Source organism: Streptomyces formicae, assembly GCF_002556545.1.
In the GTDB taxonomy this organism is placed as follows: domain Bacteria; phylum Actinomycetota; class Actinomycetes; order Streptomycetales; family Streptomycetaceae; genus Streptomyces; species Streptomyces formicae_A.
Window position 1 is genome coordinate 5,299,990 of sequence record NZ_CP022685.1, and the last position, 17,441, is coordinate 5,317,430.

The 17,441-nt window shown below is 67.2% G+C and carries 11 protein-coding genes and 2 rRNA genes; 10 read left to right on the plus strand and 3 right to left on the minus strand.

Going from position 1 to position 17,441, the window contains the following annotated elements; genetic code table 11:
• Positions 1–38 precede the first annotated feature (38 nt).
• Positions 39–1,892: a dihydroxy-acid dehydratase gene (ilvD, locus tag KY5_RS22950; RefSeq protein ID WP_098244020.1), complete on the plus strand. Its 1,854-nt coding sequence runs from the start codon at positions 39–41 to the stop codon at positions 1,890–1,892.
• A 93-nt stretch (positions 1,893–1,985) separates the two neighbouring features.
• Complete coding sequence (locus KY5_RS22955) at positions 1,986–2,291, plus strand: SH3 domain-containing protein (protein WP_418952809.1); 306 nt, start codon at positions 1,986–1,988, stop codon at positions 2,289–2,291.
• Positions 2,292–2,357: 66 nt separating this feature from the next.
• On the opposite strand, the gene KY5_RS22960 is transcribed toward KY5_RS22955, so the two are convergent.
• Positions 2,358–4,625 (minus strand): protein kinase domain-containing protein, encoded by a 2,268-nt coding sequence (locus tag KY5_RS22960; protein ID WP_098244021.1) that lies wholly within the window; start codon positions 4,623–4,625, stop codon positions 2,358–2,360.
• 240 nt (positions 4,626–4,865) lie between these two features.
• On the opposite strand from KY5_RS22960, the gene KY5_RS22965 reads away from it, so the two are divergent.
• The 5 genes from KY5_RS22965 to proC all read left to right on the plus strand — a co-directional run bounded on the left by KY5_RS22965 (position 4,866) and on the right by proC (position 8,849).
• Positions 4,866–5,354 (plus strand): hypothetical protein, encoded by a 489-nt coding sequence (locus KY5_RS22965; RefSeq protein ID WP_098244022.1) that lies wholly within the window; start codon positions 4,866–4,868, stop codon positions 5,352–5,354.
• Between the two features lie 70 nt (positions 5,355–5,424).
• On the plus strand, positions 5,425–6,234 hold the full coding sequence (locus KY5_RS22970) for a class I SAM-dependent methyltransferase (RefSeq protein WP_098244023.1): 810 nt from the start codon (positions 5,425–5,427) through the stop codon (positions 6,232–6,234).
• A gap of 98 nt (positions 6,235–6,332) precedes the next feature.
• The gene (locus KY5_RS22975; protein WP_418952810.1) at positions 6,333–7,154 is read left to right on the plus strand and encodes an ABC transporter ATP-binding protein; all 822 of its coding nucleotides are present in this window, start codon (positions 6,333–6,335) and stop codon (positions 7,152–7,154) included.
• Positions 7,155–7,176: 22 nt separating this feature from the next.
• Positions 7,177–7,914 carry an ABC transporter permease gene (locus KY5_RS22980; RefSeq protein ID WP_098244024.1) on the plus strand — a complete coding sequence of 246 codons (738 nt, stop codon included), beginning with the start codon at positions 7,177–7,179 and terminating at the stop codon, positions 7,912–7,914.
• Between the two features lie 110 nt (positions 7,915–8,024).
• Positions 8,025–8,849, plus strand: coding sequence for a pyrroline-5-carboxylate reductase (gene proC / locus KY5_RS22985; RefSeq protein WP_098244025.1), 825 nt, complete (start codon positions 8,025–8,027; stop codon positions 8,847–8,849).
• A 57-nt stretch (positions 8,850–8,906) separates the two neighbouring features.
• Here the strand turns inward: proC and KY5_RS22990 are convergent, their stop codons facing one another.
• The gene (locus KY5_RS22990) at positions 8,907–9,491 is read right to left on the minus strand and encodes a cysteine hydrolase family protein (protein ID WP_098244026.1); all 585 of its coding nucleotides are present in this window, start codon (positions 9,489–9,491) and stop codon (positions 8,907–8,909) included.
• A gap of 74 nt (positions 9,492–9,565) precedes the next feature.
• Between KY5_RS22990 and KY5_RS22995 the strand changes: the two genes are divergently transcribed.
• Positions 9,566–10,549, plus strand: a complete 984-nt coding sequence (locus KY5_RS22995) for a GlxA family transcriptional regulator (protein WP_098244027.1) — start codon at positions 9,566–9,568, stop codon at positions 10,547–10,549.
• On the opposite strand, the gene trpS is transcribed toward KY5_RS22995, so the two are convergent.
• Positions 10,504–11,514, minus strand: coding sequence for a tryptophan--tRNA ligase (gene trpS, locus KY5_RS23000; protein WP_098244028.1), 1,011 nt, complete (start codon positions 11,512–11,514; stop codon positions 10,504–10,506). The two genes, KY5_RS22995 and trpS, sit on opposite strands and share 46 nt — an antisense overlap.
• A gap of 903 nt (positions 11,515–12,417) precedes the next feature.
• Here trpS and KY5_RS23010 point away from each other — a divergent pair.
• Positions 12,418–13,943 (plus strand): 16S ribosomal RNA (locus KY5_RS23010).
• A 300-nt stretch (positions 13,944–14,243) separates the two neighbouring features.
• Positions 14,244–17,369, plus strand: a 23S ribosomal RNA gene (locus tag KY5_RS23015).
• The 16S and 23S rRNA genes sit together here, the layout of an rRNA operon.
• Positions 17,370–17,441: the final 72 nt, after the last annotated feature.

The following is a 17,441-nucleotide window of genomic DNA, read 5'->3' on the forward strand; positions in this document are numbered from 1 at the left end:
CGAAGGTCCCGCCGGGGCCCCTGAAGGAGCGAGCGACGATGCCCGAGCTGAGGTCCCGAACCGTCACCCACGGCCGCAACATGGCGGGCGCCCGCGCCCTGATGCGCGCCTCCGGTGTACCCGGCGCGGACATCGGACGGAAGCCCATCATCGCCGTCGCCAACTCCTTCACGGAGTTCGTGCCGGGCCACACCCACCTGCAGCCCGTCGGCCGCATCGTCTCCGACGCGATCCGCGAGGCCGGTGGCATCCCGCGCGAGTTCAACACCATCGCGGTGGACGACGGCATCGCGATGGGTCACGGCGGCATGCTGTACTCCCTGCCGTCCCGCGACCTGATCGCCGACTCGGTCGAGTACATGGTCGAGGCGCACTGCGCGGACGCCCTGATCTGCATCTCCAACTGCGACAAGATCACGCCCGGCATGCTGATGGCGGCGCTCCGCCTCAACATCCCGACGGTCTTCGTCTCCGGCGGTCCGATGGAGGCGGGCAAGGCGACCCTCGTCGACGGCACGGTCCGCAAGCTCGACCTGGTCAACGCGATCAGCGACGCGGTCGACGAGAACGTCTCGGACGAGGACATCCTCCGTATCGAGGAGAACGCCTGTCCGACCTGCGGCTCCTGTTCCGGCATGTTCACCGCCAACTCGATGAACTGCCTGACCGAGGCCATCGGCCTCTCCCTGCCGGGCAACGGCTCGGTCCTCGCCACGCACACCGCCCGCAAGGAGCTGTACGAGCGCGCGGGGCAGACGGTCGTCGACATCACCAAGCGCTACTACGACGGCGACGATGCCTCCGTCCTGCCGCGCAGCATCGCCACCCACGCCGCGTTCGAGAACGCCATGGCCCTCGACATCGCCATGGGCGGCTCCACCAACACGATCCTGCACCTGCTCGCCGCCGCCCGCGAGGCCGAGGTCGACTACGACCTGACCGACATCGACGCCGTCTCGCGCCGCGTCCCGTGCCTGGCCAAGGTCGCCCCGAACGCCGCGCCCACCACGACGTACTACATGGAGGACGTGCACCGCGCGGGCGGCATCCCCGCGCTGCTCGGCGAGCTGTACCGGGGCGGGCTGCTCAACGAGGACGTGCACACCGTCCACTCGCCCTCCATCAAGGAGTGGCTCGACGCCTGGGACATCCGCTCCGGCGCCACCTCCGCCGAGGCCGTCGAGCTGTGGCACGCGGCGCCCGGCTGTCAGCGCTCCGCCGAGGCGTTCTCGCAGTCCGAGCGCTGGGACACCCTCGACACGGACGCCGCGAACGGCTGCATCCGCGACGTCGCCCACGCCTACTCCAAGGACGGCGGCCTCGGCGTCCTCAAGGGCAACATCGCGGTGGACGGCTGCGTGGTGAAGACCGCGGGCGTCGACGAGTCGATCTGGACGTTCGAAGGTCCCGCGGTCGTCTGCGACTCGCAGGAAGAGGCCGTCGAGAAGATCCTCAACAAGGTCGTCAAGCACGGCGACGTGGTCGTCATCCGCTACGAGGGCCCCAAGGGCGGCCCCGGCATGCAGGAGATGCTCTACCCGACCTCCTTCCTCAAGGGCCGGGGCCTCGGCAAGACCTGCGCCCTGGTCACCGACGGCCGCTTCTCCGGCGGTACGTCGGGCCTCTCGATCGGCCACGCGTCGCCCGAGGCGGCGTCCGGCGGCACGATCGCGCTCGTCCAGGACGGCGACCGCATCCGCATCGACATCCCGCAGCGCTCGATCGAACTCCTCGTCCCCGAGGCGGAGCTGACCGCCCGCCGCGAGGCCCTGGGCGGTGTGTACGCGCCCAAGCCGCGCGAGCGCAAGGTCTCCGCGGCCCTGCGCGCGTACGCGGCGATGGCGACGAGCGCCGACAAGGGCGCGGTCAGGGACGTCTCGAAGCTGGGCTGAGCCCTCCCGGAAACCTTTCGGGGCGCGGGCGCGTCCTTGGTGTGAGGAGCATGCCGAGGGCGGCCCGCGTCGCCCGTTACGGGGGAGAGCACTGTGAGCGAGAACGTCATAGCGCCAGAAGCAAGCGCCGAGGCCGAGGCCGAGGCCGTGGCCGTGGCCGCCGGCAGCTACCCGGTCGTCGCGGACGTCAACGTCCGCTCGGGACCCGGCACGTCGTACGGCAAGGTCGGCCGCCTGCGCGCGGGCAGCCGCGTCACCATCCAGTGCCAGAAGGCGGGCGAGACGGTCACGGGCCCGACCGGCACGTCGAAGATCTGGGACCGCATCGGCAGCGGCCGCTACGTCTCGGACACGTACGTCCGCACGGGGAGCAACGGGTACGTGGCGCCGCGCTGCTGATCGTCGTGGCGGTTTCGTAGCTGTCAGCTGTCAGCTGTCAGCTGTCAGCCGTCGGAGTCCGGGAGTTCAGCCGGACTTCGGCGGCTTCGTCGCGTCGAAGGCGAACACCGTGTTGTCGTCGGCCGTCACGACCACCATGCGCCCCGCGACCGTCACCCGGGAACTGGCGTTCATCTCGCCCGTCATGCCGTCGGCCCGCGGGTTCGTCGTCCACAGGGGCGCGCCCGTGCGCGCCGAGAGCGCGGCGACCCGGCCGCTGGCCGAGCTGAAGTAGAGGGCCCCGTCGCCGTTGCCGCCCACCGGCCCCGAAAGGCCCTCGACGCCGGACTGCCTGGCCCACCTCTTGTGGCCCGTCGCCGGGTCGAAGGCGGTGACGAGCCCGGTCTGCCCGCTCACGAGCACGGTGTCGCCCACCAGTCCCGGCGTGCCCCCGTACGTCTTCGGCAGCCGGGAGTACGTGACGTGCTGCGAGTCCTTGTCGACCCGCATCACCCCGTCGTAACCGAGGGACGCGAGGCGCTGCTCGTCCCTGTGCACGAGTACGAGGCTGTCGCCGCTGGTGCCGACGGGCTGGGCGGGGCCCTTGAGGGCGATGGCCTTGCCGAGCGTCCCGGAGTCGAGGTCGACGACGTGCAGCGTGGAGTGGCGGATTTCGCTCGCGGCCACCTCGGCGGTCGGCGCGCACATCAGGTAGAGGCGGGCGCCGGAGGGGACGGGGGAGCACTGCGTGCCCGCGGGGAACGGCTGCCGCCAGGCGACCGAGCCGCTGCGCGCGCTCCTGGCCTCCAGACGGGTGTTCGACGCGTCGACCGTCATGACCTTCGAGTCGACGACCACGGCGTCCTGCGTACGCCCGGTCACGGCCGTGGACTGGGCGCCCGACGGCACCGACCACAGCTCCTTGCCCTTGTCCGCGTCGAGGGCGACCACCTCGGTGGCCGGATCACCCGAGCCCTCGGCCGCGATGCGGTAGCCGAGCACCGTGTCGTCGGTGGCGCCCACCAGGTGCATGCCCTGGACCGGCACGCCCGGGCTCTTCTCGGTCCACACGCGGGAGCCGTCGGAGGCGCGCAGGCGGGCCGCGACGACGCCGCCGCCCCCGCAGAACACCGCGTCGCCGCGGGTCAGACAGCGCAGCTCGTCGGGGATGTCGGCGCGGCCGCCGAGCACCGTCTTCTTCCACGGCGCGAACCGGTGCGGCAGCGCGGCCGAGCCGGTCGCCGCGACGTTGCCGCCCCGGCCGCCCGCGTCGCCCGGCTCGTCGGACGAGCCGGTGCGCAGGAGCGTGGCCCCGCCCGCGATCGCGGCCACGGCGACCGCGGCGGCGAGCACAGGGCGCCAGCGGCGGCGCAGGTGACGGCCGATGAGGGTGCCGGTCGGGGGGCTGGTGTGCGGGGGGTTCTCGGCCGCGGCCGCGGGCGGCCGCGAAGGGCCGGGGGACGGGGTGTCGTCGGTCGCCGACAGGTGGTGCTGGGTGTCCGTCTCGCGGGTGGGGCAGCCGCCCCCGGCCCCGGCGGGACCGCCGAGGTCGGCGGGCAGGTCCCGCAGTCCCACGAGGAGTTCGTCGGCCGAGGGGCGGTGCTCGGGGTCCTTGGCGAGGCACGGCTCGACCACCGATCGCAGCGCGCCGGGCACCGAGCCCAACGACGGGGCCTCGTGCACCACTTGATACGCCGTCATATAGGGGCTGTCCGCGTCGAAGGGGCCCTGCCCCGTCGCCGCGTACACCAGCAGCGTGCCCAGCGAGAAGACGTCGGAGCGCGGCCCGACCCCGCGCGGGGCCTGCAACTGCTCCGGTGACATGAAGGGCGGCGTGCCTATCACCCGCCCCGTCATCGTCAGCGTCTGCTGGTCCGCCGCGCGCGAGATGCCGAAGTCGATGACGCGCGGGCCCTCGGGGGACAGCACCACGTTGGACGGCTTGAGGTCGCGGTGCACGACCCCGGCGCGGTGGATGTCCCGCAGCGCCTCGGTCAGACCTATGGCCAGCGTGCGCAGCTCGGAGCCGCCGATCGGGCCGCGCTTCGCGATGCGCTGGGCGAGCGTGTCGCCCTCGATGAAGGTGGTGGCCATCCACGGGTGCTCGGCCTCGGGGTCGGCGTCGATCACGGCGGCGGTGAAGGCGCCGCTGACCCGGCGGGCCGCCGCGACCTCCTGCCGGAAGCGGATCCGGAACTCCTCGTCGTCCGCGAACTGCTGGTGGATCAGCTTGATCGCGACGGGCCGCCCCGACGCCGTACGCGCGAGGAAGACCGTGCCCATGCCGCCCGACCCGAGCCGGGCCTCCAGCGGATAGCCGCCGATCTCCTCAGGGTCTCCTCCACGGAGCGACACTCGCACCAACCTCCCCCGTGTTCTCGGGTCTGTTCTCGCGCTACGACTCACGCCGCTTACGCCGCCCAAACTAGCGGCCCCGCCGTGTGCTCCCGCAAGGCGGGGGACGAATAGGGCGAGCCCACCCCCCCACTACGCTTCGCCTCCTCCCGGTCCTCCTCCCGGTCCTCCCCGCGGCCCCCTCCGCCGCCCGCCGCCGCCCTCCGCCGAGCGGGGCCCCCGGCGGGCGATAATCAAACGGTGAGCGAAGAAACCTCCGGAACCACCCCTGGTCCGCGGCCCGAACCGATCCGCTTCTTCGGTACGACGTGGCTCGACCACGACAACGGCTACGGCGCCCGCCGCGTCGGCGCCGCCGTCGGCTCGCTGCTGCTCGCGGCCGCGGGCTGCTTCGTGCTCCGCTTCGCCTACGAGGGCCTGGCCATCGCGGACGTGGGCACGTTCGTGAACCTGCTGGTCGTCGTCATGTTCGCGATCTGCAGCGCGCTCGCCTTCCGCCGCACCTGGGAGGGGTACACACGCCGCCACGACCCGGCGTCGGTCGCCTCGATGCGCGGCCTGATGACGATCGGCTTCATCGGCGGCCTGCTCGCCTACTTCTTCCGTTCCCTGAAGGAGGCACCGGGCGAGGAGCTCCACCGCAAGGAATACGAGACGGCCCGCGTCCAGTACGAGAAGCGCACGTCGCGCCGGACGGGCAACCCCTCACGCAAGAAGCGCGGAGGCTGAGCCCGCGCTCGCCCGGGGCGCCGGGGCCGAGGGCTGGATCAGCCGTCCCCATCGGCGTGAGGATGCCCCCATGACGTCCGCCCCCTCCCCCCGCGCCCACTCCTTCAACGCGGCCGCCGCCCAGTACGCGGCGAACCGCCCCTCCTACCCGCCCGCCCTCCTCGACTCCGTCGAACGCCTGATGGGGCGGCGCCTCGCGGGGGCGCGCGTCGTGGACGTCGGCGCGGGTACCGGTATCGCCACCGCCCTGCTCGTCGAGCGCGGCGCGGACGTCGTCGCGGTCGAGCCCGGAGACGGCATGGCGGAACAGTTCCGCCGCACGCTGGCGCACGTCCCCGTCGTACGCGGCGACGGCAACGCGCTGCCGCTCGCGGACGGCATCGCCGACCTGATCACGTACGCCCAGGCCTGGCACTGGACCGATCAGGAACGCTCCGTCCCCGAGGCCCTGCGCGTGCTGCGGCCCGGCGGCGCCCTCGCCCTGTGGTGGAACACCACGGACCCGGATACGCCCTGGCTCACCGAGCAGAGCGCCCGCATCGCGCGCCACCTCGGCATGGACGACGGCGCGGGGCGCACCGCCGAGCGCACCAGGCACAGCGTCGGCGCCCTGACCACCGCGCTGGACTTCCGCCGCGACCAGGTGCGCTGGAGCCGCCGCGTCCCCCTCGACACCCACCTCGCCAACATCGGCACGCACTCGGCGTTCCTGGTCATGGGCGCGGAGCGCACGGCCGCCTTCCTCGCCGAGGAGCGCGCCGAGCTCCTCAAGGTCTTTCCGGACGCGGTCGTCGAGGAGCGTTACGTCGTGGACCTGCTGGTCGCGATCCGGCCCTCATCGGACGCGGCGCCCGGTACCGGTACCGGCTCCGCTTCCTGATTACACCCGGCCTACAGATCCGTCGCCACGATCGGCACAGCGGTCACCGCGAGCACGGCGCCTTGACGGGCCGAGGTGCGCGGAGGATTATTCATCACATGATGAATAACAAGAGTCCGGCCGCCCCGCACGCTCCACACGGTCCGGAGGCCGCGCAGGACGCACCCCCGACCCCCGCCGTCCTCGCCGGGAACGTGACCGTCGTCCGAGGCCCCCGCACCGTCCTGCGCGGCCTCGACTTCACCGTCCCGCGCGGCCAGATCACCGGCCTCCTCGGCCCCTCCGGCTGCGGAAAGTCCACCCTCATGCGCTCGGTCGTCGGCACCCAGGCCAAGGTCACCGGACGCCTCGACGTCCTCGGCCACCCGGCGGGCGCCCCCGCCCTGCGCTCCCGCATCGGCTACGTCACCCAGCACCCGTCCGTCTACGACGACCTCACCGTCCGCCAGAACCTCGACTACTTCGCCGCCGTCCTCGACCCGGGCAGGAGCGCCGCCGGACGCCGCCACGAACACGTCACCCGCGCCATCGACGACGTCGACCTCACCTCGCACGCCGACTCCCTCGCGGGCAACCTCTCCGGCGGCCAGCGCAGCCGCGTCTCCCTCGCCGTGGCCCTCATCGGCGCCCCCGAACTCCTCGTCCTCGACGAACCGACCGTCGGCCTCGACCCCGTCCTCCGACGTGACCTGTGGAACCTCTTCCACGCCATCGCCGCCGACCGGGGCGCCACCCTCCTCGTCTCCTCCCACGTCATGGACGAGGCGGAGCGCTGCCACCGCCTCCTCCTCATGCGCGAGGGCGAGATCCTCGCCGACGACACCCCCGACGCACTCCGCGCCCGCACCCGCGCCGAGACGGTCGAGGCCGCCTTCCTCCACCTCGTGGACCAGGCCGACACCCGCCACAGCCAGCACTGAAGACGAAGCCCCGGAGCCCCCGATGAACGCCTACCGCACCTTCGCCACCGCCGCCCGCGTGCTGCGCCAGCTCCGCCACGACCCGCGCTCCATCGCCCTGATGATCCTGGTCCCGTGCGTGATGCTGCTGCTCCTGCGCTACGTCTTCGACGGCAGCCCCGCGACCTTCGACTCGATCGGCGCCTCGCTGCTCGGCATCTTCCCGCTCATCACGATGTTCCTGGTCACCTCCATCGCCACCCTGCGCGAACGCACCTCGGGCACCCTCGAACGCCTCCTCGCCATGCCGCTCGCCAAGGGCGACCTCATCGCCGGATACGCCCTCGCCTTCGGCGCCCTCGCGATCGTCCAGTCGGCGCTCGCCACCGGCCTCGCCCTGTGGACCCTCGGCCTCGACGTCACCGGATCGGCCTGGCTGCTGCTCCTGGTCGCCCTGCTCGACGCCCTGCTCGGCACCGCGCTCGGCCTCTTCGTCTCGGCCTTCGCCGCCTCCGAGTTCCAGGCGGTCCAGTTCATGCCGGCGGTGATCTTCCCCCAGCTGCTGCTCTGCGGCCTGTTCGCCCCGCGCTCCAGCATGCAGCCGGTCCTGGAATGGATCTCCAACGTCCTCCCCATGTCGTACGCCGTCGACGGCATGAACGAAGTCCTCCACCACCCCGACGTCACCGGCGACTTCGTCCGCGACGCCGTCATCGTCGCCGCCTGCGCCGTCCTGGTCCTCGGCCTGGGCGCCGCCACCCTCCGCCGCCGCACCGCCTGACCGGCCCTGACCGGGGCCCTGGCCCGTCCGCCTGCCGGACGCCCCCACCCCCGCCACCGGCCCAATGCGAGGATGGCCACCGGACGACGCAACCTCGGAGGCCCCCGCTCATGAGCCGCACCACGAGCCAGAAAGTCGCAGTCCTCGGCACCGGCAAGATCGGCGAAGCCCTGCTCAGCGGCATGATCCGCGGCGGCTGGGCCCCCGCCGACCTCCTGGTCACCACCCGCCGCCAGGAACGCGCCGACGAACTCCGCACCCGCTACGGCGTCACCCCCGTCAGCAACGCCGACGCCGCCAAGCGCGCCGACACCCTGATCCTCGCCTGCAAGCCGCAGGACATGGCCAAGCTCCTCGACGAACTCGCCCCGCACGTCACCGCCGACCGCCTCGTCATCAGCGCCGCCGCGGGCATCACCACCGCCTTCATCGAAGAGCGCCTGGCCGAGAAGACCCCGGTCGTCCGCGTCATGCCCAACACCCCCGTCCTCGTCGACGAAGGCATGTCCGTCATCTCCGCGGGCAGCCACGCCACCGGCGACGCACTGACGCTCGCGGAGGACATCTTCGGCGCCGTCGGCAAGACGCTGCGGGTCCCCGAGACCCAGCAGGACGCCTGCACCGCCCTGTCCGGCTCGGGCCCCGCCTACTTCTACTTCCTGGTCGAGGCCATGACCGACGCGGGCATCCTCCTCGGCCTCCCGCGCGACAAGGCCCACGACCTGATCGTCCAGGCCGCCGTCGGCGCCTCCGTCATGCTCCGCGACAGCGGCGAACACCCGGTCAAGCTCCGCGAGAACGTCACCTCTCCCGCGGGCACGACGATCAACGCCATCCGCGAACTCGAGAACCACGGCGTGCGCGCCGCCCTCATCGCCGCCCTCGAAGCGGCCCGCGACCGCGGCAGGGAACTGGCCTCCGGCAACAACGCATGACCTGACGGGGCCGGTACGCCGCAGCGGACCGGCCCCGGCCCGCCACGACGACGCCCCTCACCGCGCCGCGGCCAGGACCTCCTCCGTGGAGACGACCGAGGCGAAGCGACCGCCATGGAGCGAGACCGCCGTGGCTCGCGCCAACTCCTCCGCGTCGAGACGCCAGCCGAACGGCCCCACCAGATCGAACGTGTGCGTGGCGTCCAGCGGAACCAGCACCTCGTACCCCAGATTCCCTCCCATCCGAGCCGTCGTCTCCACGCACATGTTGGTCTGGATCCCGGTCACCACGAACTGCGTGACCCCCGCCGCCTTGAACCACGCGTCCAGGTCCGGCGTCCCGTAGAAGGCCGAGTTCACGGCCTTGGTCACGAGCAGCTCGGGCCCGGCCCCCTTCCCGCGCCGCTGCTCGACGTACTCCTTGAAGTCGTTGCCCACGTATCCGGGCCGCAGCGGCGACACCGGCTTCGACGAGTCGTGACGGACGAACACGACCGGCCGCCCCGTCGCCTGCCAGACATCGATCAGCGAGGCGATGTTGTCATCGGCCCCGGGGTTGTTCCTCGGTCCCCAGAACTCCTCCTCATCGAATCCCTTCTGTACGTCCACCACGACCAGCGCTGCGTTCTCTGCGATCTCCATGACCACGATGCTGCCGCCCCCGCGCCCCCCGCCCCAGAGGTCGGAAAGCCAGCGATCGATGGTTTACTGCCACCGTGCCGCAACGCATCGCGCTCCTCGCCTTCCCCGGCATCCGCGCCTTCGACGTCTCCGTCATCACGGAGGTCTGGGGCACCGACCGCACGGACCGTGGCGTGCCCGCCTTCGACCTCCGCCGCGTCGCCGCCGACCCCACGCCCGTACCGATCAGGGGCGGCCTCACCCTCACCCCCGACCGCGGCCTCACCTGGCTGAACCGGCTGACCGGCACGGACCTGATCGTCGTCCCCGGCCTGGACGACCATCTGACGTCAGCACCGGCACCCGTACTGGACGCCCTGCGCAGGGCCCACGCACGCGGCACCACCATCGCGGCACTCTGCGGCGGCGCCTTCGCCCTGGCCCAGGCCGGACTCCTGGACGGCCGCCGCGCGATCACCCACTGGGGCCTCGTCGACCTGTTCCGCGCGCACCACCCCCTTGTCTCCCTCGAACCCGACGCCCTCTTCATCGAGGACGACAACATCTGGACCGCGGCGGGCACCGCCGCCGGCATCGACCTCTGCCTGCACCTGGTCCGCACCGCACACGGCTCGGAAGCCGCCGCGACCGTCGCCCGCTCGATGGTCACCGCCCCCTTCCGCACTGGCACTCAGGCCCAGTTCATCGAGCACCCCACCCCGCGCGCCGACCGCGACGCCGATGCCCTCGCCTCCGTACGCGAATACGCCCTCCGTCACCTCCACGAACCGCTCACCGTCGCCGACCTCGCCACCCGCGCGGGCATGTCGGCGCGCTCCTTCGCCCGCCACTTCACGGCGGCCACCGGCACGACCCCGCTGCGCTGGCTCCTGGACCAGCGCATCGCGGCCGCGCAGAAACTCCTCGAACGCACCGACCTGCCCATGCCGGAGGTGGCCCGCCGCGCGGGCTTCGGCAGCGAGGTCACGATGCGCCAGCACTTCGCAGCGCGCCTCGCCACCAGCCCTCGCGCCTACCGGGCCTCGTTCACCGGCGGCAGCAGCCCGATCGCCCGATAGGCCCGGTCCACCGTCGGCCGGGACATCTCTCTGGCCCGCTCGGCCCCCTGCCGCAACACCTCCTCTACATACGCGGAATCAGCCATCAGCTCCTTGTGCCTCTCCTGCACGGGCCTGAGCAGCTCCACCACGGCCTCGGCGGTGTCCTTTTTCAGTGCGCCGTACGACTCGTATACACCGCTCAAGGCTTCTGGGTTCCCACCTTCACAAGCGGCCAGGATCTCCAGCAGGTTCGTGACCCCCGGCTTGGCCTCCCGGTCGTAGGCGACCTCGGTGCCGCTGTCCGTGACGGCGCGCAGGATCTTCTTGCGCACCACGTCGGGCTCGTCGAGGAGATAGACGATCCCGGCACCGGCCTCGTGGGACTTGCCCATCTTCGACGCCGGGTCCTGGAGGTCCATGACCCGCGCCGCGACCTCGGGCGCCGTGGCCCGCGGCACGACGAACGTCTGTCCGTACCGCTGGTTGAACCGCACCGCGAGATCCCGCGTGAGCTCGACGTGCTGGGTCTGGTCGTCCCCGACCGGCACCTCGTCCGCGCCGTACGCCAGGATGTCCGCCGCCATCAGGACGGGATAGGTGAGCAGGGACAGCCGCACGCTCCCGCCGCGGTCCCGCTCCCGCGCCGACTTCTCCTTGTACTGGATCATCCGGCGCATCTCGCCGTCCGTGGCCACGCACTCCAGCAGGTACGAGAGCCGGGCGTGCTCGTCCACGTGGCTCTGTACGAACACGGTGGCGAGGCCGGGATCGATCCCCGACGCGAGCAGCAGCGTCGCCGCCTGCCGACTGAGCCTGCGCACCCGGCCCGGATCGTGCTCCACGGTCAGCGCGTGCAGGTCGACCACGCTGAACAGGGCGTCGGCCTGGTGCTGATCGATCTCAGCCCACCGCCGGACGGCTCCCAGATAGTTCCCCAGGGTCAGGTGCCCCGTGGGCTTGATCCCGCTGAAGATCCTCTTCATCTCTCCGCCTCCTGGTCAGGACCGCCTGCCCGACGACCGGGCTTCGGCTCCTCCAGGGGGAGAAACGAGAACGGCCGCCGAAGCGGCGGCCGTTGAGTGCATGCGTAGGTCCGGCCGCCGTCAGGCGGCCCACCACAGTTGGGTGCACGCATGCGTTGTCATGCGGCCCAGAGTAGTCCTCCAGAGGCCCCTCCGTCCTGGAGTTGACACGCCCTGGGCCGGTACGTAGTGTTCTCCGAGTTGCCCGACGTGAGCGTCGACCACTTGGTCGGTCCCCGGGCGGCCATTCCGCAAGAACCATTCAAGCGATCGATGTCGTGTTCCCTCACGGGACCCGTCTTCGGATTGTTTTCATGCGTATTTGCGAAATGAGGAATCCGCGTTCGAGAGGGCGCCCCCGATTAGGTCGGGAGCCAGGATTCCGCTAAAGTCTCACTCGTCGGAACGGCCCAACAGCCGGGAAGACAACCCCACTTCGACTGGGAATCGGGCCCGAAAGGATCTGATAGAGTCGGAACCGCCGGAAAGGGAAACGCGAAAGCCGAAAGGCTGGAGCGGGAACCGGAAAGGCACCGAGGAAGTCGGACACGAAAGAGTCTGATAGAGTCGGAAACGCAAGAACGAAGAACAAAAAGAAACATCGAAGGGAAGCGCCCGGAGGAAAGCCCGAGAGGGTGAGTACAAAGGAAGCGTCCGTTCCTTGAGAACTCAACAGCGTGCCAAAAGTCAACGCCAGATATGTTGATACCCCGACTCACTTCGGTGAGTTGAGGTTCCTTTGAAAAAGTCCTGTACGGCCCTTGAGGCTCGTGCAGGCAGCACAGCGAGGACGCTGTGAACCAAGGGGATTATTCCTCTCCTTGGTTCCGCTCTCGTGGTGTCGCACCGGATTACCGGTACACATTCACGGAGAGTTTGATCCTGGCTCAGGACGAACGCTGGCGGCGTGCTTAACACATGCAAGTCGAACGATGAAGCCCTTCGGGGTGGATTAGTGGCGAACGGGTGAGTAACACGTGGGCAATCTGCCCTTCACTCTGGGACAAGCCCTGGAAACGGGGTCTAATACCGGATAATACCGTCTCTCGCATGGGAGAGGGTTGAAAGCTCCGGCGGTGAAGGATGAGCCCGCGGCCTATCAGCTTGTTGGTGAGGTAGAAGCTCACCAAGGCGACGACGGGTAGCCGGCCTGAGAGGGCGACCGGCCACACTGGGACTGAGACACGGCCCAGACTCCTACGGGAGGCAGCAGTGGGGAATATTGCACAATGGGCGAAAGCCTGATGCAGCGACGCCGCGTGAGGGATGACGGCCTTCGGGTTGTAAACCTCTTTCAGCAGGGAAGAAGCGAAAGTGACGGTACCTGCAGAAGAAGCGCCGGCTAACTACGTGCCAGCAGCCGCGGTAATACGTAGGGCGCAAGCGTTGTCCGGAATTATTGGGCGTAAAGAGCTCGTAGGCGGCTTGTCACGTCGGTTGTGAAAGCCCGGGGCTTAACCCCGGGTCTGCAGTCGATACGGGCAGGCTAGAGTGTGGTAGGGGAGATCGGAATTCCTGGTGTAGCGGTGAAATGCGCAGATATCAGGAGGAACACCGGTGGCGAAGGCGGATCTCTGGGCCATTACTGACGCTGAGGAGCGAAAGCGTGGGGAGCGAACAGGATTAGATACCCTGGTAGTCCACGCCGTAAACGGTGGGAACTAGGTGTTGGCGACATTCCACGTCGTCGGTGCCGCAGCTAACGCATTAAGTTCCCCGCCTGGGGAGTACGGCCGCAAGGCTAAAACTCAAAGGAATTGACGGGGGCCCGCACAAGCAGCGGAGCATGTGGCTTAATTCGACGCAACGCGAAGAACCTTACCAAGGCTTGACATATACCGGAAAGCATCAGAGATGGTGCCCCCCTTGTGGTCGGTATACAGGTGGTGCATGGCTGTCGTCAGCTCGTGTCGTGAGATGTTGGGTTAAGTCCCGCAACGAGCGCAACCCTTGTTCTGTGTTGCCAGCATGCCCTTCGGGGTGATGGGGACTCACAGGAGACTGCCGGGGTCAACTCGGAGGAAGGTGGGGACGACGTCAAGTCATCATGCCCCTTATGTCTTGGGCTGCACACGTGCTACAATGGCAGGTACAATGAGCTGCGAAGCCGCGAGGCGGAGCGAATCTCAAAAAGCCTGTCTCAGTTCGGATTGGGGTCTGCAACTCGACCCCATGAAGTCGGAGTTGCTAGTAATCGCAGATCAGCATTGCTGCGGTGAATACGTTCCCGGGCCTTGTACACACCGCCCGTCACGTCACGAAAGTCGGTAACACCCGAAGCCGGTGGCCCAACCCCTTGTGGGAGGGAGCTGTCGAAGGTGGGACTGGCGATTGGGACGAAGTCGTAACAAGGTAGCCGTACCGGAAGGTGCGGCTGGATCACCTCCTTTCTAAGGAGCACTTCTTACCGAGTTCGCTCGGTCAGAGGCCAGTACATCGGCGAATGTTCGATGCTGGTTGCTCATGGGTGGAACGTTGACTACTCGGCACGATGACTTGGCTTCACTAGTACTGCTTCGGCGTGGAACGTGAAAGTCAGGGGATCGGGTCGGGCACGCTGTTGGGTATCTGAAGGTACGGCCGGTTTCGGCTGCCTTCAGTGCCGACCCCAGTGCACTCGGATCTACTGGTTCGGGGTGATGGGTGGTTGGTCGTTGTTTGAGAACTGCACAGTGGACGCGAGCATCTGTGGCCAAGTTTTTAAGGGCGCACGGTGGATGCCTTGGCACCAGGAACCGATGAAGGACGTGGGAGGCCACGATAGTCCCCGGGGAGTCGTCAACCAGGCTTTGATCCGGGGGTTTCCGAATGGGGAAACCCGGCAGTCGTCATGGGCTGTCACCCGCTGCTGAACACATAGGCAGTGTGGAGGGAACGCGGGGAAGTGAAACATCTCAGTACCCGCAGGAAGAGAAAACAACCGTGATTCCGGGAGTAGTGGCGAGCGAAACCGGATGAGGCCAAACCGTATGCGTGTGAGACCCGGCAGGGGTTGCGCATGCGGGGTTGTGGGATCTCTCTTTCACAGTCTGCCGGCTGTGAGGCGAGTCAGAAACCGTTGATGTAGACGAAGGACATGCGAAAGGTCCGGCGTAGAGGGTAAGACCCCCGTAGTCGAAACATCAGCGGCTCGTTTGAGAGACACCCAAGTAGCACGGGGCCCGAGAAATCCCGTGTGAATCTGGCGGGACCACCCGTTAAGCCTAAATATTCCCTGGTGACCGATAGCGGATAGTACCGTGAGGGAATGGTGAAAAGTACCGCGGGAGCGGAGTGAAATAGTACCTGAAACCGTGTGCCTACAAGCCGTGGGAGCGTCGGACATCAAGCTTGCTTGGTGTCTCGTGACTGCGTGCCTTTTGAAGAATGAGCCTGCGAGTTTGCGGTGTGTTGCGAGGTTAACCCGTGTGGGGAAGCCGTAGCGAAAGCGAGTCCGAATAGGGCGATTTAGTAGCGCGCTCAAGACCCGAAGCGGAGTGATCTAGCCATGGGCAGGTTGAAGCGGCTGTAAGAGGTCGTGGAGGACCGAACCCACCAGGGTTGAAAACCTGGGGGATGACCTGTGGTTAGGGGTGAAAGGCCAATCAAACTCCGTGATAGCTGGTTCTCCCCGAAATGCATTTAGGTGCAGCGTCGTGTGTTTCTTGCCGGAGGTAGAGCACTGGATAGGCGATGGGCCCTACCGGGTTACTGACCTTAGCCAAACTCCGAATGCCGGTAAGTGAGAGCGCGGCAGTGAGACTGTGGGGGATAAGCTCCATGGTCGAGAGGGAAACAGCCCAGAGCATCGACTAAGGCCCCTAAGCGTACGCTAAGTGGGAAAGGATGTGGAGTCGCACAGACAACCAGGAGGTTGGCTTAGAAGCAGCCACCCTTGAAAGAGTGCGTAATAGCTCACTGGTCTAGTGATTCCGCGCCGACAATGTAGCGGGGCTCAAGCGTACCGCCGAAGTCGTGTCATTGCGATATATACCCCCAACGGGGATCGTGATGGGTAGGGGAGCGTCGTGTGCCGGGTGAAGCCGCGCCGGAAGGCAGTGGTGGACGGTTCACGAGTGAGAATGCAGGCATGAGTAGCGATACATACGTGAGAAACGTGTGCGCCGATTGACTAAGGGTTCCTGGGTCAAGCTGATCTGCCCAGGGTAAGTCGGGACCTAAGGCGAGGCCGACAGGCGTAGTCGATGGATAACCGGTTGATATTCCGGTACCCGCTGTGAAGCGTCAAACATCGAATCAGGCGATGCTAAGTCCGTGAAGCCGTCCCGATCTCTTCGGAGTTGAGGGAAGTGGTGGAGCCGACGGACCAGACTTGTAGTAGGTGAGTGATGGGGTGACGCAGGAAGGTAGTCCAGCCCGGGCGATGGTTGTCCCGGGGTAAGGGTGTAGGACGCAAGGTAGGCAAATCCGCCTTGCACATAGTCTGAGACCTGATGCCGAGCCGATTGTGGTGAAGTGGATGATCCTATGCTGTCGAGAAAAGCCTCTAGCGAGTTTCATGGCGGCCCGTACCCTAAACCGACTCAGGTGGTCAGGTAGAGAATACCGAGGCGTTCGGGTGAACTATGGTTAAGGAACTCGGCAAAATGCCCCCGTAACTTCGGGAGAAGGGGGGCCATCACCGGTGATGAGTCTTGCACTCTGAGCTGGGGGTGGCCGCAGAGACCAGCGAGAAGCGACTGTTTACTAAAAACACAGGTCCGTGCGAAGCCGTAAGGCGATGTATACGGACTGACGCCTGCCCGGTGCTGGAACGTTAAGGGGACCGGTTAGTGCGCTTTCGGGCGTGCGAAGCTGAGAACTTAAGCGCCAGTAAACGGCGGTGGTAACTATAACCATCCTAAGGTAGCGAAATTCCTTGTCGGGTAAGTTCCGACCTGCACGAATGGCGTAACGACTTCTCGACTGTCTCAACCATAGGCCCGGTGAAATTGCACTACGAGTAAAGATGCTCGTTTCGCGCAGAAGGACGGAAAGACCCCGGGACCTTTACTACAGTTTGATATTGGTGTTCGGTTCGGCTTGTGTAGGATAGGTGGGAGACTGTGAAGCGGGCACGCCAGTGTTCGTGGAGTCAACGTTGAAATACCACTCTGGTCGTGCTGGATGTCTAACCTCGGTCCGTGATCCGGATCAGGGACAGTGTCTGATGGGTAGTTTAACTGGGGCGGTTGCCTCCCAAAGAGTAACGGAGGCGCCCAAAGGTTCCCTCAGCCTGGTTGGTAATCAGGTGTTGAGTGTAAGTGCACAAGGGAGCTTGACTGTGAGACCGACGGGTCGAGCAGGGACGAAAGTCGGGACTAGTGATCCGGCGGTGGCTTGTGGAAGCGCCGTCGCTCAACGGATAAAAGGTACCCCGGGGATAACAGGCTGATCTTCCCCAAGAGTCCATATCGACGGGATGGTTTGGCACCTCGATGTCGGCTCGTCGCATCCTGGGGCTGGAGTCGGTCCCAAGGGTTGGGCTGTTCGCCCATTAAAGCGGTACGCGAGCTGGGTTTAGAACGTCGTGAGACAGTTCGGTCCCTATCCTCTGTGCGCGTAGGAATATTGAGAAGGGCTGTCCCTAGTACGAGAGGACCGGGACGGACGAACCTCTGGTGTGCCAGTTGTCCTGCCAAGGGCATGGCTGGTTGGCTACGTTCGGAAAGGATAACCGCTGAAAGCATCTAAGCGGGAAGCCTGCTTCGAGATGAGTATTCCCACCCCCTTTGAGGGGTTAAGGCTCCCAGTAGACGACTGGGTTGATAGGCCAGATCTGGAAGCCCGGTAACGGGTGGAGGTGACTGGTACTAATAGGCCGAGGGCTTGTCCTCAGTTGCTCGCGTCCACTGTGTTGGTTCTGAAACCACGAACAACCGTCGTAGCCATGTGCCACGGCTCCGGTT